The following is a 19,862-nucleotide window of genomic DNA, read 5'->3' as shown; positions in this document are numbered from 1 at the left end:
GCCCCATCTTTATAACCATAGTATATCACAAATTGAATTCATCCTTCGTCAAACCTGCAAGCTAAGTTCATAGGAAAATATAAATGATTTTCATTAATCTCCCAGTCATCTCATAATGATTATTATATCAAATATTTGCATTTATGGTATCAGGAGGTATAATCATTGAAGAAAGTATTGGTTGTCAACAGAAAAATGGTGTTGTTAATTTGTTTTTTATTGCTGTTTATTTCTATAATTGCAATCAATTTTGATTTATTCCTTAAGTATTCTATTCCCACCAATTCAAAAAAGTTGCTTGACACCAAAATATATTTTGAGCCGGGTATCCCGCCAGAAGGCTCTATAGAAGAGATATATCAGGATATCTTTGTTACACTTATTCTTCCTTGCATTGAAGATGCAGTAGAAAATTACTATGGTCAGCCATTTCAAGTTGCTCCATATGATGTGAAAATCTTAAGCGTTGAAAGACCTAGCGGTTATCGCACTTTTCTATTCAGGCTGACCATAAAAGTTTCACCGTATTACGGCCCTCATATCTCTGTCGGAGTTGACCGTATTACCATCAGTTTGTCAGACAAATGCATAGTTGAAAAATTTGAACATATTAAAAGCTATGAGTTTCCATACCTTCATTGGCATTACTGAATATTTAGCAATGAATTTGAAGTTTCCTCAAATCACTTTATCGATACTTCTTTATTGCTAATATCAAGAATTGAAATAGTACATGTTCCGCCTAAATCCTCCTGTACTGTTTCTGCTAAATCTTTTAGAGCATTCTCAAATTCGTTTATTCTGCTTTCATCAATTAACTCAACGCACAAAAAAGCATTCTTTGTATTTTCAGTGAGCATTGTTCTTACCGATTCCCGCCAGTTCCAGCACCTGCATATTGCTCCTTCATTATCTTTATATACTATTTCACCTTCATATGGGGGTGCATTTTCATCCGTTCCCAATGTAACAAAATTTTCATTTCCAGCTGCCCTAGTCAGTCTTATGTCCCCGGCAAATGTATCGATATCCTCGCCGCCGCAGGGCAATCCGTATCTTAATGAAATAGAGTTGTAAATGTCAACCAGAGGATTAATAGTTCCCAAATGGTTTCCGTTATGCACTCGCTTCAGCAACGCTTCAATAGATGACCTTGCACCTTTCTTTGTTTTAAATTTTTGAAATGCCTCTCTCCATACTTTTATAACTTCGTTGCTGCTGAATTCTGCATTATTTAAATATTTTAAGGCTTCCTTTTCTGAGTTATAAATCATGTCTTTATATTTGTCTTCAGCTTTTACAGAGTTATCTATGCCGTGGCAGACAACCACACCAATCCTTGCATTGGGAAACAGGCTCCAAAAGTCATTTTCAATAACAAATTTTTTCATTAGAATATACCTCCTCAATAATGGATAATAAAAAAGCCATAGAAATATTGTTAAATATCTCCCAGATTATGAAGGCAGTTTTTGCTTTAATTTAAAGTATTCTCTTTCCATTGCCATGTCATCCCGTCATCCTCCGTCGTAAGGTATGCAATAGAATTATATTCGCCGCTGCTGCCGACACCGCCAGTGCCCATTTCAACGAAATGATACCGGCCGTCGTCCTCAAGGCGAAGTTCCACCTCGCGGTACATTTGACCCCATGTTTCGTCCCTGCCGGGACTATTACCCGTGTTTCCGGCCATCCAGAATGCGTTGCGTGCGATTGGATAGGTTGGCCTTACTGAAAATTCCACAGAAAAAACGAATGCTTTAGGCAATCCTTCTTTTGATACCTTTTTGATTTCCAGACTATCAATGACTCCGTCTGTGATACGAGCCATATTATTCTCCGGTAGTACCTTGAACATGGCAAACCATGCGTCCATCCAAGCCTGTGCTGTCTTTTCGTTGTCACCCAAATTATCAGCTATAATATTCTCTGTTTTAACAGATTGCTGCGCAGCTTCAAGAGCCTTAAAATACTCGTCTGCCGAAGAGTCCTGCGAAAAGTCAAAATGGAAGTCCCGTATGAGCGTTTTCCCGTTTTCGTCAGGCAGGCTCACGGTGATATTGAGTTCTGTAAAATCTTCTGTTATATCTAACGTATACCTTTTGCCGGGCTCCCAATTCTTCGCGTCATTAATCTCTTCAAGGTGATGTGCGCTCTGAGAAAATCCGTCCTCATGAATATGGCGGCTTGCGATTAGAATGTTCCAGTTTTCGGGCTTGTCATAGTTTTCAGGTATTACAAAAGAAACCTTGCTTCCCTTATATTCCGCTGAAAAAGCATCGAGTGCGGCCTGGGCAGTAAGCACTTTTCCATTTGTTTTATTAGCCGCAAATCCAACACTCAAGGCCGCGACAAGTACAATGGAAACGGCGGTGACCCAAGCGTCAGGCTTTTTGAAGTTCATAACGTTCTTTATCCGTCCCTTGATATTTCCTTCGCCGAATGCCAGCGGGCTGCCGTTGATAAGCCGCCGTCCCGTTGCGAGGGAGAGCAGGGATGTTGAATACGCTCCCTTAATCTCGCCGCCCATCTGCTTCAAGACGCGCTCGTCACAGGACATCTCCATGTCTTTTACGCAGCACACAAACGCCACCCACACAAGCGGATTGAACCAATGCACCGCCAGCGCAAGGAAGGCAATCATTTTCACGATATGGTCGAGCCGCCGGATATGCGTCTGCTCGTGCAGGATGATATAGCTCTGTTCCTGCTCCGACAGCGTTGACGGCAGGTATATTTTCGGACGTAACACGCCTATGACAAAGGGCGTGGAGATATGGTCGGCAAGGCAGATATTGTCCCTCATGCAGACTGCGCCGACAAGCTTCCGGCGTAGCCGTATCAAGGATACCACGCTGTATATCAGCATCGCCGCTATACCGAGCAGCCAGAGCATAGTAGCTGCTGACATCAGAAATTCAAGGGGGTCTGCAACAGTTTGCTCCCGCCCCTGCGGTAAGCTGTCGTTGATGACTTTGCTCACTCCCGGAAGCGGCAAATCAACCTGCGGGGACTCTGTGTGAACAATATCTGTGGGTATGTAGCTAATGCTGCTGTACGCGCCGTTGCCTGCCGCCGGCGCAGGTGTATTGAACAGGCCAATCAGCGAGAACTCCGATGAAAACGACACAGGACATACAAGACGGAATAATACGACGGCCCAGAGAGCGTACGAAAATATCTTCGGCACTCGTCTCAGCATCAAACGGGCAAGCAGCACGAGAACGATAACGATTCCCGCCGTCAGGCTCATATTAAGGATTTGAGGCAAAAGCGTATATGTCCACATCAGGATTCACCCCTCTTTCCATCAATAAGCCGCTGCAGCTCACTGATCTCGTTTTCGGACAGCTTCTTTCGCAGCGTAAACGCCGCTAGAAACTGCGGGAGCGATCCGTCGAAGGTCTCCTCAACGAACTTTTCGCTCTGCAGGGCGGCAAACTCCTGCTTGCTCATCAAAGAAGAAACAATACCGTCCTTATTTTGAAATATACCGCGCTGGCACAGCCGGCGCAGCATTGTGTATGTCGTTGATTTTTTCCAGGTCAGCTCCTTTTCGCAGAGCTTTACTAAGTCGCCTGAGGATATGGGCTCATTATCCCATATCAGCTCGGCGAACTTTGTCTCCATGACGCCTAACTTATAGTCTTCCATGTTATTGCCCCCAAGTCTAATATCGTTAAACCATATCAATAGTTTAATACCATTAGACCAAAATGTCAATAGCCAATCTGCGAGGATTCAATAGGGCAATACCACCTTTCAATAATTATCTTAAAGGATGATATTGCCCTGTTTATATTTATCACTGAACTAACATTCAGTGGGGGTTGAATCCCCCTCTGAATGAAGTCTCGTTCAATCTGTTTGTACGAAGCCTAGACAAGCATTTTAGCCCATTTGGCATTCAAGATAATCGAATCCAATTGGAGCAAAGATGATTTTCCCTCAGTAAGTACATCTATCATACGATTCGCTGCCGGATGATAGTACTGCCCTTTTGCTTCCGCTTCCTTTCCTGCGGCTATTGCCCGGCGTAAAATGCTCATATCCGTCAGGCGTTTTTCGGCAGGGATCTCATAAAGCAGAAGCATTTTTTTCAGTGGAAGCTCCCCGTTATAAACTCCGGTGATCTTGACAAGATCATGTTTGAACATGAAGCCGGTACAAGAAGGGCTATAACGTCCGTAAACACTCACACCGCTATCCATAAGCCAGCCGATGGTTGCAGGAATATCCAGCATATCCTTTGGAGAGGTGGAAATAAGAGCCACAGGCAAATCTCTCAGAGCCGGCAGATCCGGACAAAGCTGCTCACCTTTGATGTCTCCTATTCCGCCCATTCCTCCTGTAACCGCCAGGGGTATCCCCATTTTGGCACAAACAGCCATAGTCCCTGATGCGGTCAATGCACCCGAAAGGCCTTCCGAAAGCGCTTTATCCAGATTGAAGCAATCAATGCGCATCAATCTGGAACTTTGCTTTCGAAAAGGTATATAATCTTTTATGTTTCCTGTCTTGATCTCACCCTTCTCCACCCAGGCGAGCAAACCAATATCCTTTGGCCATATATCCACAAGAAGCTGATCGTCAACCGAATACAGCCCATGAGTGAGAAGAGCGGTTTCAATCAGGAAACCGGGCTTATTTCCAGCCATCGAAATCCTTTACGTTATCCTGAGTAACCAAAGTGATCGGGGAATATACAGGGCCTTCCACCGTCTGTCCCTGAACGAGCTTCAAGGCATACAGCATTGCAGCCTTAGTATAGATAGCGCTGGAATATGTCATGCTGCCCATCATTCCTCCGGATTCTATAGAGGCTTTGGCATCAGCAGTAAAGTCTACTCCATAAACAAGAACATCCGTTTTGCCTTCTGATTTTAACGCCTCCACAGCGGCCAATGCCATGACATCATTGCAGGCAAAGATGCCTTTAAGATCAGGGTTAGCCTGGATAAGGGCTTTAGTCGCATCATATGCAATCGTGGCATCCCAGTCACAGGGCTGTACGGCAACTAAATCTATCCCTTTGGAAGCGTCAAATACAGCTTTGGCTCCTGTGGTCCTGCCTTCGCTTTGTGCAGCGCCTGCTAGTCCCTGCAGGATCGCAACCTTTCCGCCGCCGCTGAGACGGCTTACCATATCTTCTGCGCAAAGGCGGCCCTGATCCTGGAACATAACGGTGATCTTGCCGTCAAGATGTCCGCCTGCGGCTTCCAAAGCTTTTGTATCAACGCCGGGGCCAAGATTGATGACTTTTACATTATTCTGATTGCATTGGATTATACCCGGGATCAAGTTGGTGCCGTCTATGGGAGAAACTATAATGGCATCGTAATCTTTTGAGGCCATGGTCATCAGCGTCTCCAGCTGAGAAGTGGTATCGCCTTCGGTGGTTCCCGTCAGCACTTCCACAGTAATGCCCAGGTCTTTTCCAGCCTGCTCATAGCATGTTTTCATATTAGCCCAGAAGGAGTTCGTCAAAGATATGATCAGCACTCCGATCTTCTCATTCTTCCCTGCTTCAGGCAAGGGCTGCAGTTGAGTCATTAAGGACTTTTCTATTTCCTTCAGCATTTCCTCGGCAGGGGCTGCCTGCTGTATTTCAGGAGCTTTGGCTTGAGAATCCTGTTCCGGAGCGACTGCTCCTGCATCCTGTGCCGGAGCTGAACAGCCCGCAAGCATTGAAAAACACATGATCAGTGTAAGCAATAGTACTAGAATTCTTTTCATTTTTGTTCTCTCCTTTATTGATTTTATGTATTTTATATATTAGCGATGATCTATGTTTGTATGATCGGACTAAGACAGCAGCTTATGCTTTTCCTTGATCTCTGAAAACAATACCGAAACAAGCAAAATCAAACCTATTGCAAATTGCTGGTAAAAAGAGGATATGCTCATGATCGTCAGGCCGTTGCGTATGACCCCCAGAAGCAAAACCGCAATACCGGTTCCGCATAAGCTCATCTTACCGCCGGACATCAATGTCCCGCCCATGACCACTGCGGTGATGGCATCAAGCTCCATGCCTATGCCTGCATTGGCTTCTGCACTGTTGAGCCTCGCAGTTGTTATCACCCCGGTCAAAGCAGCACAAATTCCAAGCACGATAAAAGATGATATCTTGTAAATACCGCAGTATACTCCGCTGCGGCGCAGTGCTTCTTCATTGCCTCCCAGGGCTTGAACGTATTGTCCCCATTTAGTCCTGTGCATTATTGGGAAAGCTATGACGAAAAGAACCATAGCAATAACCAGAGGCGGATTCAGTTTATCTACATCACTCCTCCCCCAAAACAGGAAGGCTGAGGGAAACTGGCTGATGGTGCTGCCTCTGGTCAGAATCAATGCCAGGCCCCTATAAATCGATGATGCAGCTAAGGTTATAATAAACGAATTTATTTTGCTGAAATGTATTATCATGCCATTTACCGCACCAAGCAAAGCACCTGAGCAAATCCCGATAAAAATAGCAGCAGCAGCGGGCAAACCGGATTTTAAGCCTAGCGCTATCAATATGCCGGAAAGGGACACCATAGATCCGGCAGAAAGGTCTATGGCCCCCGATACGATGACCAGATTCATGCCGATGGCCAATATCATCCTGAAAGCAATAGCCTCAAATATATTCTTGATATTCTTTGCCGTCATGAAAAAATCCGAATGCCAGGTCATAAATGAAGCAAGTGCCGCCAACATTGCAACCAAAAGCAATTGTGTAGAATAACGTTCGAAGAATTGACGGATCGTTTTATTCATCTGTACACCCCGTTTCTCCCTTGGCAAGGATCATGTCATTGATCTTTTGAGGGCTGCTGTCCTTGGCCGGCACTGAGCCGATGCATCGGCCGGATTTCATGATGCTGATGCGATCAGCCACATCAAAAATCTGAAACAAATTGTGGCTTATCATAATAACCGTTATACCCTGCTCCTTCAAGGAACGTATGATAGCCATAATGCGGGCGGTCTCTGCGGGGCCCATAGAAGCAGTCGGCTCATCAAAGATGATTATGCGTGATTTTTTTAATAAAGCACGCGCTATGGCAATACCCTGCCTCTGACCGCCGGAAAGGTATCCTACCGGCACTGTAACATCTTGAATCTTTATATTAAGTTCGTTCAATAGACGTTGTGTTTCCCTTATCATGGAAGGCCTGTCCAGCCAAAAACCACATTTCGTCAGCTCTCTTCCCAGAAAAATATTCCCTGTACAGTCACGCCGGTTATCCAGTGACAAATCCTGATATACTGTAGTTATTCCTTCCATGATGGCCTGGCGCGGCGAAAGATAGGAATACTCCCTGCCGTCAATTATGATACGCCCGCTGTCGGGCCTTAATGCGCCGCATAAAAGTTTTATCAGCGTGCTTTTCCCTGAGCCGTTATCCCCTACGATGGCAGTGACTTCTCCGGGAAACGCAAAAAAATTAGCTTTGTGCAAAGCTCGCACATGGCTAAATTTTTTGCATATATTCTCCATGTGAATAATTGGTTTTTGATTCATATCACTTATCCTATGCACATTCTTCTCTTATTTTTATAAGCTGCATGCAATACATTTATTGCCAGCAGAGCAACCACCCTATACCAATATCATTTTAGCATGCTGCCCTTTAAATAACCAATTGATTTATTAACTATATTTGCATCATTTATAAATTTTATAAATAAATCAATTACTTTTTCCAACATTATAGGTATAATAGTGATTGGATAAGTATTTCCATGACTTATACCGTTATATCATGCAAGAGGAGGGACCCCTATGGATTTCAGACAGATAGAGGCATTCTGCGCCGTAGTGGAAGAGAACAGCTTTTCAAAGGCGGCTCAGAAATTATGCGTAACACAGCCTACAATAAGCACGCATATAAATTCTTTGGAGAAAGAGCTGAATACACAGCTTATATCACGAACCACCAAGAGCATTGCAATCACCGATGATGGTATCAGCTTTTATGAATACGCGAGCAGCATCCTGCGCATTCGTCAGAGGATTTACCAAAGGTATGACAGCTCGGGGAATAATTTCATTCATCTTGGCGCTTCCACAATTCCGTCCGCGTACATACTTCCTGAAATACTTGTAAAATATCATGATGAATGCCCTCTGGTTTCCTTTGATATATGGCAGTCAGACAGCCTGGGCGTCATTGAAAAAGTAATAGACGGCAGTCTTGATTTAGGGATCACCGGTGTTGAAACAGCTCACAAAAGCTGTGTCTGCGAATCTTTTTGTGATGATGAGCTTATAATCGCCGCCCCTGCAACAGAGCATTATATCCGATTGAAGGAGCAGGATAATTCGCTGAATAAGCTTTTGAATGAGCCGATTATCCTCCGCGAATCCGGTTCAGGGACAAAAAAAGAAGCCGACAAGCTTCTGGAATCGCTTGGAATGAGCAATGTTTCCCTTAATGTCATAGCGCATATGAACGATCTTGAATCCATCAAAAGATCCATCGCAAGCGGACTGGGCATTTCCATCCTTTCCTACAAATCCGTTAAGGATATGATTGAGTCCGGAAAATTGATATATTTCCATATCAATGAAAAAAGGATTACCCGCAATTTTTATATCATATACAGGAAGAATTATCTGCAATCAAAGCAGCTCCAGCATTTTATTAATTTTATCAAAACGTATGTGAAAAACCAGGAAGAATAGCTAGAATGCACCTCCTTTATATTGACTTTTGGAGAGGAAAGCGATAAACTAAAGACGATTTTTTACGGAAAATGCGCGAATTGTCTTAATAAAGGCGACAGCCGCATATAAATAATTTATGAAAGGGGAGGAATTATGAACAGACAATCTAAAAAGCGTTTTTTTGCCGCATTGTTCTGCATCTGTTTTGTTATATTTTCCCTCCTGACGGCTGCTTTTATCATAACCCATGCCGACCATGACTGTGTCGGCCACGACTGCACCGTTTGTGCTCAAATTCATACATCGGCCAACCTGCTCAAGCAGCTTGGTACGGCCATCGCCTGCTCTGCATTTGCATTCGCATTCGCAGGCTTATTTGCCGCGTCAAATATCTTTCCGCCTGTCATTCTACATATAGTCTTTACTACTCCCGTCACATTAAAAGTCAGAATGGATAATTGATGTACACCTCCGCAAGGGGATAACATGTCCTTTTTAACAGGAATTTAATGTTCCCTTGTATTTTCGCACCCAAAATAAGGATAAACGGAGGTTATATCTTATGAAACGTTTCATTTCCATATTGCTCGTGCTCTTGCTTTCCGCATCCGTCTTAGCCGGCTGCGGGCAAAAAGAACAAGCAGTTTCCGGCAGCAAGATAAGCGTTGTTGCCACCATTTTTCCCCAATATGACTTTGTTAGAGAAATCGCAGGAGATCATGTTGAGCTGACCATGCTCCTTCCTCCCGGCTCGGAAAGCCATTCCTTTGAACCTACGCCGCAGGATATTGCTAAAATCCAAAATTGCGATGTGTTCATCTATGTAGGAGGGGATTCCGACGAGTGGATCAAAGGAATTTTAGAATCCATGGATACAAGCAAAATGAAGATCATATCCCTTATGGATACGGTGGATGTGGTTGAGGAAGAAATCGTGGAAGGCATGGAAGAAGAACATGAGCATGATGAGGACCATGAGCATGATGAGGAAGCTGAATATGACGAACACGTCTGGACTTCTCCTAAGAATGCAAAGCTCATAGTTCAAGCCATATCGGATGTGCTGTGCGAAGCGGATGCCTCAAACTCTTCTGCATACAAGCAGAATACGGCTTCCTATCTTGCAAAGCTGGATGAACTGGATGCGGCTTTTAAAGCGGCGGTAGATGCAGGAGCCAGGAAGACACTGGTCTTCGGCGACCGTTTCCCCTTCCGCTATTTTGCGGATGCCTACGGCCTTGACTATTTCGCAGCTTTCCCCGGCTGCTCCACAGAAACTGAGCCCAGCGCCGCAACCGTAGCCTTCCTCATCGACAAGGTGAAGGCCGAGAATATACCGGTGGTATTCCATATCGAGCTCTCCAATGAAAAAATGGCGGATACGATCTGTGAAGCTACAAATGCAAAAAAGCTTCTGCTTCATGCCTGCCACAACATTTCAAAGAGCGATTTTGAAAAGGGCGTGAGCTATTTTGATTTGATGACGGCAAATGTCGAAGCGATAAAGGAGGCGCTTAAGTAATATGGCACTTCTCACTTGCAGGGATGCTTCCTTTGCTTACGATGGCCATACTGTGGTCAGCGGCCTAAACTTTTCGATCAACAGCGGAGATTATTTATGCATTGTCGGAGAAAACGGCTCCGGTAAAAGCACTCTCATCAAGGGCCTACTGCGCCTTAAAATGCCGCAAAGCGGAAGCATTCTGATGGGCGACGGGCTTAAGGCGAATGAAATAGGTTATCTGCCCCAGCAGACAGCGGTGCAAAAGGATTTCCCCGCGAGCACATACGAGGTCGTCCTGTCGGGGCGACTGAGCAATCGCGGAATCAAGCCTTTCTACTCAAGGGCAGATAAAGCGGCGGTTGAAGAAAACCTTGCCCGCCTTGGCATAGAAGAGCTCCGCAATAAATGTTACAGAGAGCTGTCCGGAGGCCAGCAGCAGCGTGTGCTGCTGGCCCGGGCGCTTTGTGCCACGCATAGGATGCTGCTCATGGATGAGCCGGCAGCCGGGCTTGACCCCGTAGTGACCCAGGATTTATACCGGCAGATTTCTGAAATAAACCGGGAAATGGGCATCACCATCATTATGGTTTCTCACGACATACACAGCGCTGTAAAATACGCCGGCCTTATTCTTCATTTGAAAAATGAGCAAGTATTTTTTGGAGCAACCGCTGATTACATCAAATCCAAAATTGGGGCCGAATTTTTAGGAGGCGATCAGCATGATTAGCATATTGACGGAAATGTTTTCATATCCATTCCTCGTTCGGGCAGTCATTGTAGGTCTGCTGGTTTCTCTCTGTGCGGCGCTGCTCGGCGTGAGCTTGGTATTGAAACGCTATTCGATGATCGGTGACGGCTTGTCCCATGTAGGATTTGGAACGCTGGCCATTGCCACAGCAATGAATGTATCGCCCTTGACCCTTTCCATACCTGTGTGCGTTGCTGCCGCTTTCCTGCTGCTCCGCATCAGCGAAAACAGCAAGATCAAAGGTGACGCAGCCATAGCACTGATTTCTACAAGCTCGCTCGCCATTGGTGTTGTGTTTATATCTGTGACCACAGGCATGAATACGGATGTATGCAACTATTTGTTCGGCAGCATTTTAAGCATGAAGCATGCCGATGTCAAGCTGAGCATAGCACTTTCTGCCGTGGTGCTAGCAATGTTTGCACTGCTTTATAACAAGATTTTCGCCGTGACCTTCGATGAGAATTTTGCTAAAGCCACCGGCATAAAAACCGATATCTACAATATGCTGATTGCCTTTTTGACTGCAATTACCATTGTGCTCGGCATGCGGATGATGGGCGCGCTGCTCATTTCCAGCCTGATCATATTTCCCCCGCTCACATCCATGAGGCTTTGCAAAAGCTTCAAGACCGTGACAATATGTTCGGCCGTTATTTCGGTGACCTGCTTTTTCATAGGGATTGTCGGTTCATATATTTACGCAACACCTACGGGTGCCAGTGTGGTTATGGTCAATATCGCAGCATTTCTGCTGTTCTGGGTGTTGAGTTTTATTAATGCCAAGACTAATATGATCTCCGGCGCCGGAGCCTCTAAGCCGGATAATTCAAGGAGGGATTAAACCATGAAAAAGGCTTTTATCATGATGCTTGTCTGTCTTGTACTGCTTGCCGGCTGCAGCAGGCAAAGTCCTGCCATTCCCGAAACAAATGACAAAGAAGCTCAGTCAATCGGCACTCCGGAGCCTTCGGATGAGCCGGATGAGCCTTCGTCTGCAAAAGGTGCCGGCTCGGATGAAAGTCCGGCTGTGCATAATGCGCCGCCTGCCCCCGCGGACTCGGATGTGATCAAGATAAAGGAAAAAATGTTTATCGCTCAGACCAATGACATTTATATAAACGCCGAGGACTACCTGGGAAAAACCATCAAGTACGAGGGCATTTTCAATTCATTTTATAATGATGCAAACGATACGACTTATTATTACGTCATCCGTTACGGTCCCGGCTGCTGCGGATTCGACGCCAACGCAGGCTTCGAGGTGGTTTGGTCCAGCGATTATCCGAATAACAATGATTGGGTGGAAGTCGTAGGCGTATTAGAGGAATTTGAGGAAGACGGGAATAAGTATCTTCGCCTTGATCTATCCTCCCTGACGGTTTTGGATACGCGCGGCGAAGAATATGTGTACCAATAAACAGCTGGTGCGGCGATGCGGCTATATGCTTGAGATATGAATTTTACATTTGAATCACAGTCGGAATGTGCTTTGCATAGTTTAGGAAGTCATTGACGATCTGCTTTGTTCTGACCTTCATATACCCTGTTGTAGTCCCATCGCCGCATCCATACCATTCTTCTGAGAGCACATCTTTATCAAAAACTACTCGCACAAGATCGTCCTTGTCCATTAAAACGCCAAATACAGTGGCAGCGCCGATTTTTACGCCCAGAATGCTTTCCATCAGCTCCGCAGGAGCAAAGGATACGCGAGAAATACCCAGTGCATTGCTGAATTCTTTGGATTTGAATGGCTTATCCGCTGTAGTTACAAATAAATGAAACTCTGTCTTTTTACTATTGCAGAGGAACAGCGTTTTTACCATTTTCATATCCAATTTTTTATTGATCGCTATACAGTCCTCCATTGAGATTGCTTCATCCGTATCCACGCGCTCAAATGAAATCTGCAGCTTTGCCAATGATTCATACACCAGTTCTTGCAGTGAAGACTTATAACTATCCGGTGCCATTACCATAATATCACTCACAAAAAACATCCTTATATACCTTTCACCTTTCCAAATTTGAATTTTCAATAGTATTAGTATATCATATGACTATATATTACAAAAACGAATTTTCATCATGATATATATGATAAAATCAGATGCGAAAGGAAAAGAAATATGAATATCCAAAAATATATGGCATTTGTCAAAACAGTAGAATACGGGAGCTTTACAAAAGCTGCAGAAGCATTGAACTATACACAGTCTGGTATCAGCCGTATGATCAGCGATTTAGAAACGGAATGGGGTGTTTTCCTTCTTGAAAGAGGGCGTGCCGGTGTCAGTTTGACCTCGGACGGCTTAAAGTTGCTGCCCCAGTTAAAGCGGATCTGCAATGAACATGAAATCTTGATGTCGAAGATCGAAGAGCTGTACGATATGCAGTCCGGGATGATTCGTATAGGAACATTTTCCAGCGTGGCAACCCATTGGCTTCCTAACATGATTAAGATTTTTCAGAAGGACTACCCAAAGATTGATTTTGAGTTGCTGCTTGGTGATTATACGGAAATTGAAAGCTGGATTTTAGAAGGGCGCGTTGACTTCGGATTCTTGCGGCTTCCGACAAAAGCAGAGCTTGAAACTATCTTTTTGGAGCAAGACCGCTTGCTGGTAGTGCTTCCAAAAGATCATCCGCTTGCTGATTGTGATAAGTTCCCAATCGACGGATTATTGAACAGTCCGTTTATGCTACTGGAAAAGGGCGCAAAAGCTGAAATCTCTGAAATTTTTGAGAAACATCATATTTCACCGCAAGTCCATTTTACAACATGGGATGACTATGCCATTATGTCCATGGTAGAAAACGGGCTTGGAATCAGCATATTACCAGAATTGATTCTACAGCGCATTCCTTATCAAATTATAGCTAAAGAGCTTGAAGTTCCTTCTTTTAGAAATATTGGAGTGGCTATGAGAAAGCAAAAATTGCTTTCCCTTGCGGCCAAGCGATTTTTAGAATACCTGCAGTATAGAAAAAGGAAATAAATTAAATGGCAATAGTGCTCTTGACTTATAATTGTCTTAAGCTCCTTGAAGAATTCACATAAAATTTAAAGCTTAAATGGTATTCTCTCTAATAGCTTTGCAGATAATGTCTTTAGAATTCAATAAATGATCTACCAAAATCTTTTTTGTATTTTTATAATCATGTGAAAGCAGAGAATCAACAATATCCAAGTGTTGCTGAAGATTGATTCCATAATTTTCACCGGCAAAAAGTGCCCTGTGGTAAGACATAGTACAAAAAGATGCACGGCGGTGAACCTCGATTAGATAGCCGTTACCGGTAGCCTCAACAAAAGCATCATGAGGGTTGATATTTGGCTCTACTACATAATCAATCGGTTCGCCGTCCATAGCTAAAATATACTTGCGAACACTATTCAACCTCTCCAAGGGAAAACATTCGGGATGATCAGCTAAAAAATCAACGGCATAGCATTCCAAAAGAATTCTTAAATCATAAACTTCCTGAATTTCTTTTTCGGAAAATATGCGCAACGAAACGCCCTTGTTAGGAGTTTCTTCAAGAATACCTTCTAAAACAAGCTGCTTTAAAGCTTCTCTTACAGGAGAACGGCTAACCTTCAAATCCATTGCCAGATCATTTTCTTGAAGGCGCTGTCCATGGCGATATGTACCGTCAGCAATACGTCTTTTTAATATATGATAAACCTGCTGTTTCATAGTAATAATTTTATCCATAAATCCTCCCCAATAGCGGCACATCTATATTTAAATGACATCATAATCCTGCTTATTAAATCATTATATATTTTTTATCAATATTTTGCAAGGAACCATCTAGAAAACCACAATAAAACAAGCCTGCATAAATAATTGATAAAATTATGACAATAATTCTTTAAATTTAATTGACGTGCATATATCAATGTGGTAATGTTTATTTAATGTATGTTGTATACATTATACACCATACCAAAAATATAAAATGATTTATCCCCATCTGCAAATTTAGAGATAGAAAGGAGAAATGCATTAATGAAAATCATCATGAAAAAACGATTTGAGTATAAAGATCTGCCTGATATGAATGAGATTCGTAGTCAAATCGATAAGGTTGCTGCTCATACAACCATTGGCGAAACCCTGTTCTTCAAGAAGTATGGAGTTAAGTCTGAAGCCGAATTCAAGCGTAAAGCTATGAAAGAAGGCTATATTTCTAAGCATTCCCACATTGGCTGGAACTCCTGGGATGAAACCGCTAAAAACGTAGAGTATATCTACAATGAACTCGAACGCCGCGGCAGCTATATAACCCGCATGGGCTTTATATTCGACTGGGTAATGGGTGTTCCTGAAGAATATCGTTCTAAGCTGCAGCCCGGCACCGGACTAATTTTTAAAAATCCTGATGAATGGAAGGCAATAGGTCAGATCGCTCCCATTCAGCCTCATATGAGCGACCATATGATCGGATGCCCTAATGCCTTGGAAAATGCAAAGCTGGCACTTGAAGCAGGCGTTACCTCCATAGGCAATGTATCCCACTACTTTACCTATGAGTATCCCGGTCTTGAACTGGAACGTGAAAGGACTATCAATTCCCTGCTGGGCTTTGGCCTAATGGGTAAGTTCGAAGGCACTATAGTTCATTCCAACCTGGATGATGGTTACGGCAATCAGTTCCACGATCTGGCGAACCTCACAGGCTGGACCATGATAGAAAGATATCTGGTTGAAGAGCTGCTGGGCGCATCAATGACATTTGCATACGGCAACCTATTCAGCAATCCCATCTCCAGAATCGTATTCAATATGGCCTGCGATGCAACTAATGTCAAGGGGACTCCCGGGACAATGACCTTTGGAAATACAATTGACTACGGCTTGGACTTCTCAAGAAACTATGGTGCACTGTGCAATTTCTCTTTGGCAGATGCGATTTGCCAGCGCCATAAACCCACCGGCCATGCAGTAGCATCTGTACCTGTGAGTGAAGCTTGCCGCATTCCTACTCCTGACGAAATTATAGACGGGCACCTGTGCATCGATATGATGATCGAGAAGTCAAAGTTCTTTGAACCCTTCATTGATTGGAGCAGGATTGAAGCTGAGCGAGACATCCTTTTGGCTTGCGGCCGTGTATTCTTTGAACGTGTTATGAACGGCCTGGAGGATCTTGGTGTTGATATTAAGCATCCCGGTGAAGTTTTTGCAGCTTTGAAGGCTATCGGTGCCGAGCAGCTTGAAGTTAATTTTGGTGTAGGCAAGAAGGAAAAAGCAGCTATGCGCGGCCGTGAGCCTGTTAAGCCTACTGATATCGTCAAGACTTTGCAGGATAAACAAAGAAAGGTATTTGCCAGCATTGGTCATATTGACCGTGAACTTGAAAGCATGAAGGTATTGGTAGGTACTACCGATATCCATGACTACGGCAAGGAAATGATCAAGTCTATGCTTAATGTGGCGGGTGCAGATGTGTTTGATCTGGGCACTTATGTTACTGCACAGGAAATAATCGAAAATCTTATGGAAACCGAGAGTAAAGTTGTTGTCATCAGTACCTATAACGGTATCGCTTTAAGTTTTGCCAAGGAGCTTGTCAAGCTATTGAATAAAAACGGCATGGATGATGTTGTCATTATGATGGGCGGCCTGCTCAATGAAAATATGGACGGCAGCATGCTGGCGGCTGATGTTACCGAGGAGGTCAAGGCTCTGGGCATAAATTGTGACAACCTTATGGAAACCATTGTTCCCACGGTTAAAAAGATTTATAAGGGAGAGTACGTGAGATGAGTTGTCAATCCAGATATACTATCCTGATCGACTTTGGCAGCACTTATACCAAGGTGGCAATAGTGGATATGCAGGAAAAGAAGCTGGTTAAGACAGATCAATTTTCTTCTACAGTCGCATATGATGCACGGATCGGCTTGCAGCAGTGTTTTGACTCTGCACGTCAGGCGATTGGTCAAGAAGAATTCGAAGAGTCCCTGAAATTATCTTCTTCAAGTGCAGCCGGCGGATTGCGCATGGGTGTTGTCGGCCTCTCCAGGACTTTGAGTTCGGAGGCAGGGCGAAACGCAGCATTCGGTTCAGGTGCCAAAGTATTGAAGACATGCTGCGGATTGCTGACAGAAGAAGATCTTCAGGAGCTCCATAGGCTTCCTCTGGAGATTCTCTTGTTCTGCGGGGGTTATGAAAACGGAAGCTCTTCTATACTGGTAAAAAACGCAGAAATGCTGGCGAAGAGCGATATTCATATTCCCATTATCTATGCAGGCAATTCCAAGGTAGCTCCGATAGTAAGAAGTTTGTTTACTTTTAACCATAAAGAATTTTATGTCGTTAACAACATCATCCCCAATGTAGGTATGATGGACAAGAATCAGGTTGAAGATATTATTCGAGATGTTTTCCTCAAGCGCATTATCAACATGAAGGGGCTTGATAAGGTTTCAAGTATGCTTGATAGGATGGTCATGCCGACACCGGCTGCTGTGCTGCATGCAGGTGAATTGCTATCAACGGGTACAGACAGCTATAAAGGCCTTGGAGATCTGATGATCGTTGATGTCGGCGGTGCAACCACAGACATCCATTCCTATGCACAGCAAGCTTCCTATGAAGGTGCGAAGGTCATTGGGGCAGTTGAGCCATATATGAAGCGCACCGTAGAGGGAGACCTGGGCGTTAGAGAATCATCAAATTCCCTTTCCGCTGAGATCGGCATGGAAAACTTGTGCCGTGAAGCAGGCGCTTCCGAAGAAGAAGTCAATGCGGTCATCGGTAAATGGATCACACATAATCGGGAGCTGGCTCAGAAGGATATTGAAGTGAAGATTGATCATGCTCTGACATGCGGTGCGGTTCGTATAAGCGCCAGAAGGCATGCGGGCTGGATCGAACATATTTCTTCCGCCGGAGTAAAGGCTGTTCAGCATGGCAAAAACCTTTCAAATATCAGAGCCGTTATCGGTACAGGAGGTCCTATAATTTTTGGCAAGGACAGACACCGCATTCTTTCCCAGGTGCTTCGTACAAAATGCAAGGAACCGGATATCTTATTGCCCGAAGAAGCAAAGTTTTATCTGGACAAGGACTATGTGTTATTTGCCGGGGGACTTCTTCGCGAAGTGGATGAGGATGCAGCATTCTTAATAATGAAAAACAGTCTGGAAGAGATATTTGGAAACTCTGCTATGTAATTTTTCAAATATCGTGAAAAATAAAGATATCATAGGAGGTTTATTATGGAAAACTTTGTTAAAATTATAACTTTAGCAGGCGCATTTCTCGCATTCTTAATCGGCTCTGGCGTTGCTACCGGTCAAGAAATCATGCAGTATTATTCTCCCTATGGCTTTAAAGTAATCGGCACAGCAATTACCATTGCAATAATTTTGATCATTGCCAACTACGGTTTTGCATATGCAGGTAAGAAAGGTGATATCACTAAGGGCAGCGAAGTGTTCAACTTCTACTGCGGCCCTATTGCAGGCAGAGCATTTGACCTGTTTACCGTATTCTTTTGCTATATGTCCTATGTGGTAATGGTATCAGGAGCAGCTTCCACTCTGCAGCAGCAGTATGGTTTCCCGCTGATCGTTGGTGCTATTCTAATCGTTGTTTTAGCTGGTACCACTGTAGCATTCGGCCTTAACTCCATCGTTGATATCATCGGTAAGATCGGTCCCACCTTGGTTACAATGATTTTTATTATGTCCTCTGTCAGCCTCATCATGAATGCCGGCAGAATCCCTGCTAATATAGCAGCCATCGATTCCGGTTCTCTGGCAGTTACTAAGGCAGGTGCAAATTGGTTCCTGTCCGGCGCCTCTAACGGCGGTTTCTGCATACTGTGGTTAGCCGGCTTTACAACTGCCCTGGGCATAAAGGAAGACTTTAAAACTCTGATGAAGGCAAATATTCTTTCGTCTATCGTACTGGTTGTTGTAAATAGCATCATTGGTTTCGCTATCCTGGCAAAGATCGATGCTGTCGGCTCACTTCAGATTCCCAACTTATATCTGGCTTCCGAATTGTGGGCTCCCCTGGCATATATCTTTGGTATCTTGATCTTTGCAGCTATTTACACTACTGCTTGCCCGCTGCTGTGGACTGCATCCTCACGTTTCGCAACTGAAGGCACCAGCAAATTCAGAATCCTGACAGCGGTTCTGGCTGTTATTGGCCTGCTCATTGCTCTATATGTTCCCTTCAATGTCCTTATGAATTATATATATGTTATCAACGGTTACCTTGGTTTCATTGTTCTGGCTATCATGATCATAAGAATGATCATCATCATATCCAATGATAAGAAGAATAAGCAGATCGCCAGATAAATTTTGAACTTGTGTATGAATAAATTATTATAATTATTCTTGATATTGATTATGAGCATAGCATAAGCCATAATATAATCAGCCGGCAATTCCGATGAAAGGAGATGGTCAATGTGATTGGAAAGTATAGGTGGTGCCTCGCTTAGCGCGAGGAACTATCAGTCGAAAGACTTAGCTTGGGGAGGCGTTACTGCCTCCCTTTATTCTATGCTTCGATGGACCGGATGTCATGCATTGACATCCAATTCAACGGAGCATATAATATTATTAACATTTATGTTAATTCCAGGTGAAAGGAGTGTTTTTCATATGAAAATTGATATAACTCTAAGTGAGGTATTGTATCTATAACTGAATAGGGATTAGAAAAATTCTTTGATATGTTCATCCGAGCATTCGGATTTTTTGCATTGCATTTTTCTAATCATAAAAAAATAACCGTCACCTGAAATATCAAATATAAAAGTCTTAGCTGACTTTAACAGGCACGCACGATAGGTTATCGTGTTTTTTATTGCTCATGATCCCGTGGTATGGTTATTCTTCCACGGGATTTTTATATCTTAAATTTGAGGAGGTGTAAGGATGAAAACATTATTAATAAATGGAAGTGATT

General features: G+C 43.7%; 20 protein-coding genes. 11 read left to right on the top strand and 9 right to left on the bottom strand.

Annotation, left to right across the window (positions count from 1 at the left end):
- The first annotated feature begins 165 nt into the window (after positions 1-165).
- Complete coding sequence (locus LJD61_RS14275; RefSeq protein ID WP_255228226.1) at positions 166-651, top strand: DUF3888 domain-containing protein; 486 nt, start codon at positions 166-168, stop codon at positions 649-651.
- A gap of 32 nt (positions 652-683) precedes the next feature.
- Here LJD61_RS14275 and LJD61_RS14270 read toward each other — a convergent pair whose 3' ends face one another.
- From LJD61_RS14270 to LJD61_RS14240, 7 genes are all read right to left on the bottom strand, one after another.
- Positions 684-1,391 carry a B3/B4 domain-containing protein gene (locus LJD61_RS14270; RefSeq protein ID WP_255228225.1) on the bottom strand — a complete coding sequence of 236 codons (708 nt, stop codon included), beginning with the start codon at positions 1,389-1,391 and terminating at the stop codon, positions 684-686.
- A gap of 86 nt (positions 1,392-1,477) precedes the next feature.
- On the bottom strand, positions 1,478-3,289 hold the full coding sequence (locus LJD61_RS14265; RefSeq protein ID WP_255228224.1) for a M56 family metallopeptidase: 1,812 nt from the start codon (positions 3,287-3,289) through the stop codon (positions 1,478-1,480).
- Positions 3,289-3,654 carry a BlaI/MecI/CopY family transcriptional regulator gene (locus LJD61_RS14260; RefSeq protein ID WP_255228223.1) on the bottom strand — a complete coding sequence of 122 codons (366 nt, stop codon included), beginning with the start codon at positions 3,652-3,654 and terminating at the stop codon, positions 3,289-3,291. The genes LJD61_RS14265 and LJD61_RS14260 overlap by 1 nt, the downstream gene beginning before the upstream one ends.
- A gap of 224 nt (positions 3,655-3,878) precedes the next feature.
- Positions 3,879-4,658, bottom strand: a complete 780-nt coding sequence (locus tag LJD61_RS14255) for a pseudouridine-5'-phosphate glycosidase (protein ID WP_255228222.1) — start codon at positions 4,656-4,658, stop codon at positions 3,879-3,881.
- Complete coding sequence (locus LJD61_RS14250; protein ID WP_255228221.1) at positions 4,645-5,736, bottom strand: sugar ABC transporter substrate-binding protein; 1,092 nt, start codon at positions 5,734-5,736, stop codon at positions 4,645-4,647. Before LJD61_RS14250 ends, LJD61_RS14255 begins: the two co-directional genes overlap by 14 nt.
- Before the next feature lie 69 nt (positions 5,737-5,805).
- Entirely contained in the window at positions 5,806-6,765 is a 960-nt protein-coding gene (locus LJD61_RS14245) for an ABC transporter permease (RefSeq protein WP_255228220.1), read from the bottom strand.
- Positions 6,758-7,513, bottom strand: a complete 756-nt coding sequence (locus LJD61_RS14240; protein ID WP_255228219.1) for an ATP-binding cassette domain-containing protein — start codon at positions 7,511-7,513, stop codon at positions 6,758-6,760. The genes LJD61_RS14245 and LJD61_RS14240 overlap by 8 nt, the downstream gene beginning before the upstream one ends.
- 261 nt (positions 7,514-7,774) lie before the next feature.
- On the opposite strand from LJD61_RS14240, the gene LJD61_RS14235 reads away from it, so the two are divergent.
- The 6 genes from LJD61_RS14235 to LJD61_RS14210 all read left to right on the top strand — a co-directional run bounded on the left by LJD61_RS14235 (position 7,775) and on the right by LJD61_RS14210 (position 12,334).
- The gene (locus tag LJD61_RS14235) at positions 7,775-8,677 is read left to right on the top strand and encodes a selenium metabolism-associated LysR family transcriptional regulator (protein WP_255228218.1); all 903 of its coding nucleotides are present in this window, start codon (positions 7,775-7,777) and stop codon (positions 8,675-8,677) included.
- 135 nt (positions 8,678-8,812) lie between these two features.
- The gene (locus LJD61_RS14230; protein WP_255228217.1) at positions 8,813-9,121 is read left to right on the top strand and encodes a hypothetical protein; all 309 of its coding nucleotides are present in this window, start codon (positions 8,813-8,815) and stop codon (positions 9,119-9,121) included.
- 100 nt (positions 9,122-9,221) lie between these two features.
- Positions 9,222-10,181, top strand: a complete 960-nt coding sequence (locus LJD61_RS14225; protein ID WP_255228216.1) for a metal ABC transporter substrate-binding protein — start codon at positions 9,222-9,224, stop codon at positions 10,179-10,181.
- Between the two features lies 1 nt (position 10,182).
- The gene (locus LJD61_RS14220) at positions 10,183-10,893 is read left to right on the top strand and encodes a metal ABC transporter ATP-binding protein (RefSeq protein WP_255228215.1); all 711 of its coding nucleotides are present in this window, start codon (positions 10,183-10,185) and stop codon (positions 10,891-10,893) included.
- Entirely contained in the window at positions 10,886-11,758 is an 873-nt protein-coding gene (locus tag LJD61_RS14215) for a metal ABC transporter permease (RefSeq protein ID WP_255228214.1), read from the top strand. Before LJD61_RS14220 ends, LJD61_RS14215 begins: the two co-directional genes overlap by 8 nt.
- Positions 11,759-11,761: 3 nt before the next feature.
- Positions 11,762-12,334 carry a TIGR03943 family putative permease subunit gene (locus tag LJD61_RS14210; RefSeq protein WP_255228213.1) on the top strand — a complete coding sequence of 191 codons (573 nt, stop codon included), beginning with the start codon at positions 11,762-11,764 and terminating at the stop codon, positions 12,332-12,334.
- 43 nt (positions 12,335-12,377) lie between these two features.
- Here LJD61_RS14210 and LJD61_RS14205 read toward each other — a convergent pair whose 3' ends face one another.
- Positions 12,378-12,917, bottom strand: coding sequence for a prolyl-tRNA synthetase associated domain-containing protein (locus LJD61_RS14205; RefSeq protein WP_255228212.1), 540 nt, complete (start codon positions 12,915-12,917; stop codon positions 12,378-12,380).
- Between the two features lie 129 nt (positions 12,918-13,046).
- Here LJD61_RS14205 and LJD61_RS14200 point away from each other — a divergent pair, with 129 nt between their 5' ends.
- Positions 13,047-13,916, top strand: a complete 870-nt coding sequence (locus LJD61_RS14200) for a LysR family transcriptional regulator (protein WP_255228211.1) — start codon at positions 13,047-13,049, stop codon at positions 13,914-13,916.
- Positions 13,917-13,988: 72 nt separating this feature from the next.
- Here the strand turns inward: LJD61_RS14200 and LJD61_RS14195 are convergent, their stop codons facing one another.
- A complete protein-coding gene (locus LJD61_RS14195; RefSeq protein ID WP_255228210.1) occupies positions 13,989-14,636 on the bottom strand; it encodes a GntR family transcriptional regulator in 648 nt (215 codons plus the stop codon).
- Between the two features lie 297 nt (positions 14,637-14,933).
- Between LJD61_RS14195 and LJD61_RS14190 the strand changes: the two genes are divergently transcribed.
- Genes LJD61_RS14190 through LJD61_RS14180 form a run of 3 tightly spaced genes read left to right on the top strand, consistent with a single transcriptional unit; the run spans position 14,934 to position 19,246 of the window.
- Positions 14,934-16,694 carry a cobalamin-dependent protein gene (locus tag LJD61_RS14190; RefSeq protein ID WP_255228209.1) on the top strand — a complete coding sequence of 587 codons (1,761 nt, stop codon included), beginning with the start codon at positions 14,934-14,936 and terminating at the stop codon, positions 16,692-16,694.
- Positions 16,691-18,106, top strand: coding sequence for a glutamate mutase L (locus LJD61_RS14185; protein WP_255228208.1), 1,416 nt, complete (start codon positions 16,691-16,693; stop codon positions 18,104-18,106). The genes LJD61_RS14190 and LJD61_RS14185 overlap by 4 nt, the downstream gene beginning before the upstream one ends.
- Positions 18,107-18,151: 45 nt before the next feature.
- The gene (locus LJD61_RS14180) at positions 18,152-19,246 is read left to right on the top strand and encodes a YkvI family membrane protein (protein WP_255228207.1); all 1,095 of its coding nucleotides are present in this window, start codon (positions 18,152-18,154) and stop codon (positions 19,244-19,246) included.
- Positions 19,247-19,862: the final 616 nt, after the last annotated feature.

The organism is Lutispora saccharofermentans, assembly GCF_024363565.1.
GTDB lineage: Bacteria > Bacillota > Clostridia > Lutisporales > Lutisporaceae > Lutispora > Lutispora saccharofermentans.
Note: the sequence above shows the minus strand (reverse complement) of the source record. Positions and strands in the feature narration are given on the sequence as shown.

Bases quoted from the DNA above. Each gene is read 5' to 3' on its own strand.
- LJD61_RS14270 (WP_255228225.1), bottom strand. From the start codon at position 1,391: ATGAAAAAATTTGTTATTGAAAATGACTTTTGGAGCCTGTTTCCCAAT.
- LJD61_RS14215 (WP_255228214.1), top strand. From the start codon at position 10,886: ATGATTAGCATATTGACGGAAATGTTTTCATATCCATTCCTCGTTCGG.
- LJD61_RS14265 (WP_255228224.1), bottom strand. From the start codon at position 3,289: ATGTGGACATATACGCTTTTGCCTCAAATCCTTAATATGAGCCTGACG.
- LJD61_RS14260 (WP_255228223.1), bottom strand. From the start codon at position 3,654: ATGGAAGACTATAAGTTAGGCGTCATGGAGACAAAGTTCGCCGAGCTG.
- LJD61_RS14250 (WP_255228221.1), bottom strand. From the start codon at position 5,736: ATGAAAAGAATTCTAGTACTATTGCTTACACTGATCATGTGTTTTTCA.
- LJD61_RS14210 (WP_255228213.1), top strand. From the start codon at position 11,762: ATGAAAAAGGCTTTTATCATGATGCTTGTCTGTCTTGTACTGCTTGCC.
- LJD61_RS14225 (WP_255228216.1), top strand. From the start codon at position 9,222: ATGAAACGTTTCATTTCCATATTGCTCGTGCTCTTGCTTTCCGCATCC.
- LJD61_RS14240 (WP_255228219.1), bottom strand. From the start codon at position 7,513: ATGAATCAAAAACCAATTATTCACATGGAGAATATATGCAAAAAATTT.
- LJD61_RS14220 (WP_255228215.1), top strand. From the start codon at position 10,183: ATGGCACTTCTCACTTGCAGGGATGCTTCCTTTGCTTACGATGGCCAT.
- LJD61_RS14205 (WP_255228212.1), bottom strand. From the start codon at position 12,917: ATGTTTTTTGTGAGTGATATTATGGTAATGGCACCGGATAGTTATAAG.
- LJD61_RS14195 (WP_255228210.1), bottom strand. From the start codon at position 14,636: ATGGATAAAATTATTACTATGAAACAGCAGGTTTATCATATATTAAAA.
- LJD61_RS14245 (WP_255228220.1), bottom strand. From the start codon at position 6,765: ATGAATAAAACGATCCGTCAATTCTTCGAACGTTATTCTACACAATTG.
- LJD61_RS14180 (WP_255228207.1), top strand. From the start codon at position 18,152: ATGGAAAACTTTGTTAAAATTATAACTTTAGCAGGCGCATTTCTCGCA.
- LJD61_RS14200 (WP_255228211.1), top strand. From the start codon at position 13,047: ATGAATATCCAAAAATATATGGCATTTGTCAAAACAGTAGAATACGGG.
- LJD61_RS14185 (WP_255228208.1), top strand. From the start codon at position 16,691: ATGAGTTGTCAATCCAGATATACTATCCTGATCGACTTTGGCAGCACT.
- LJD61_RS14255 (WP_255228222.1), bottom strand. From the start codon at position 4,658: ATGGCTGGAAATAAGCCCGGTTTCCTGATTGAAACCGCTCTTCTCACT.
- LJD61_RS14190 (WP_255228209.1), top strand. From the start codon at position 14,934: ATGAAAATCATCATGAAAAAACGATTTGAGTATAAAGATCTGCCTGAT.
- LJD61_RS14230 (WP_255228217.1), top strand. From the start codon at position 8,813: ATGAACAGACAATCTAAAAAGCGTTTTTTTGCCGCATTGTTCTGCATC.
- LJD61_RS14235 (WP_255228218.1), top strand. From the start codon at position 7,775: ATGGATTTCAGACAGATAGAGGCATTCTGCGCCGTAGTGGAAGAGAAC.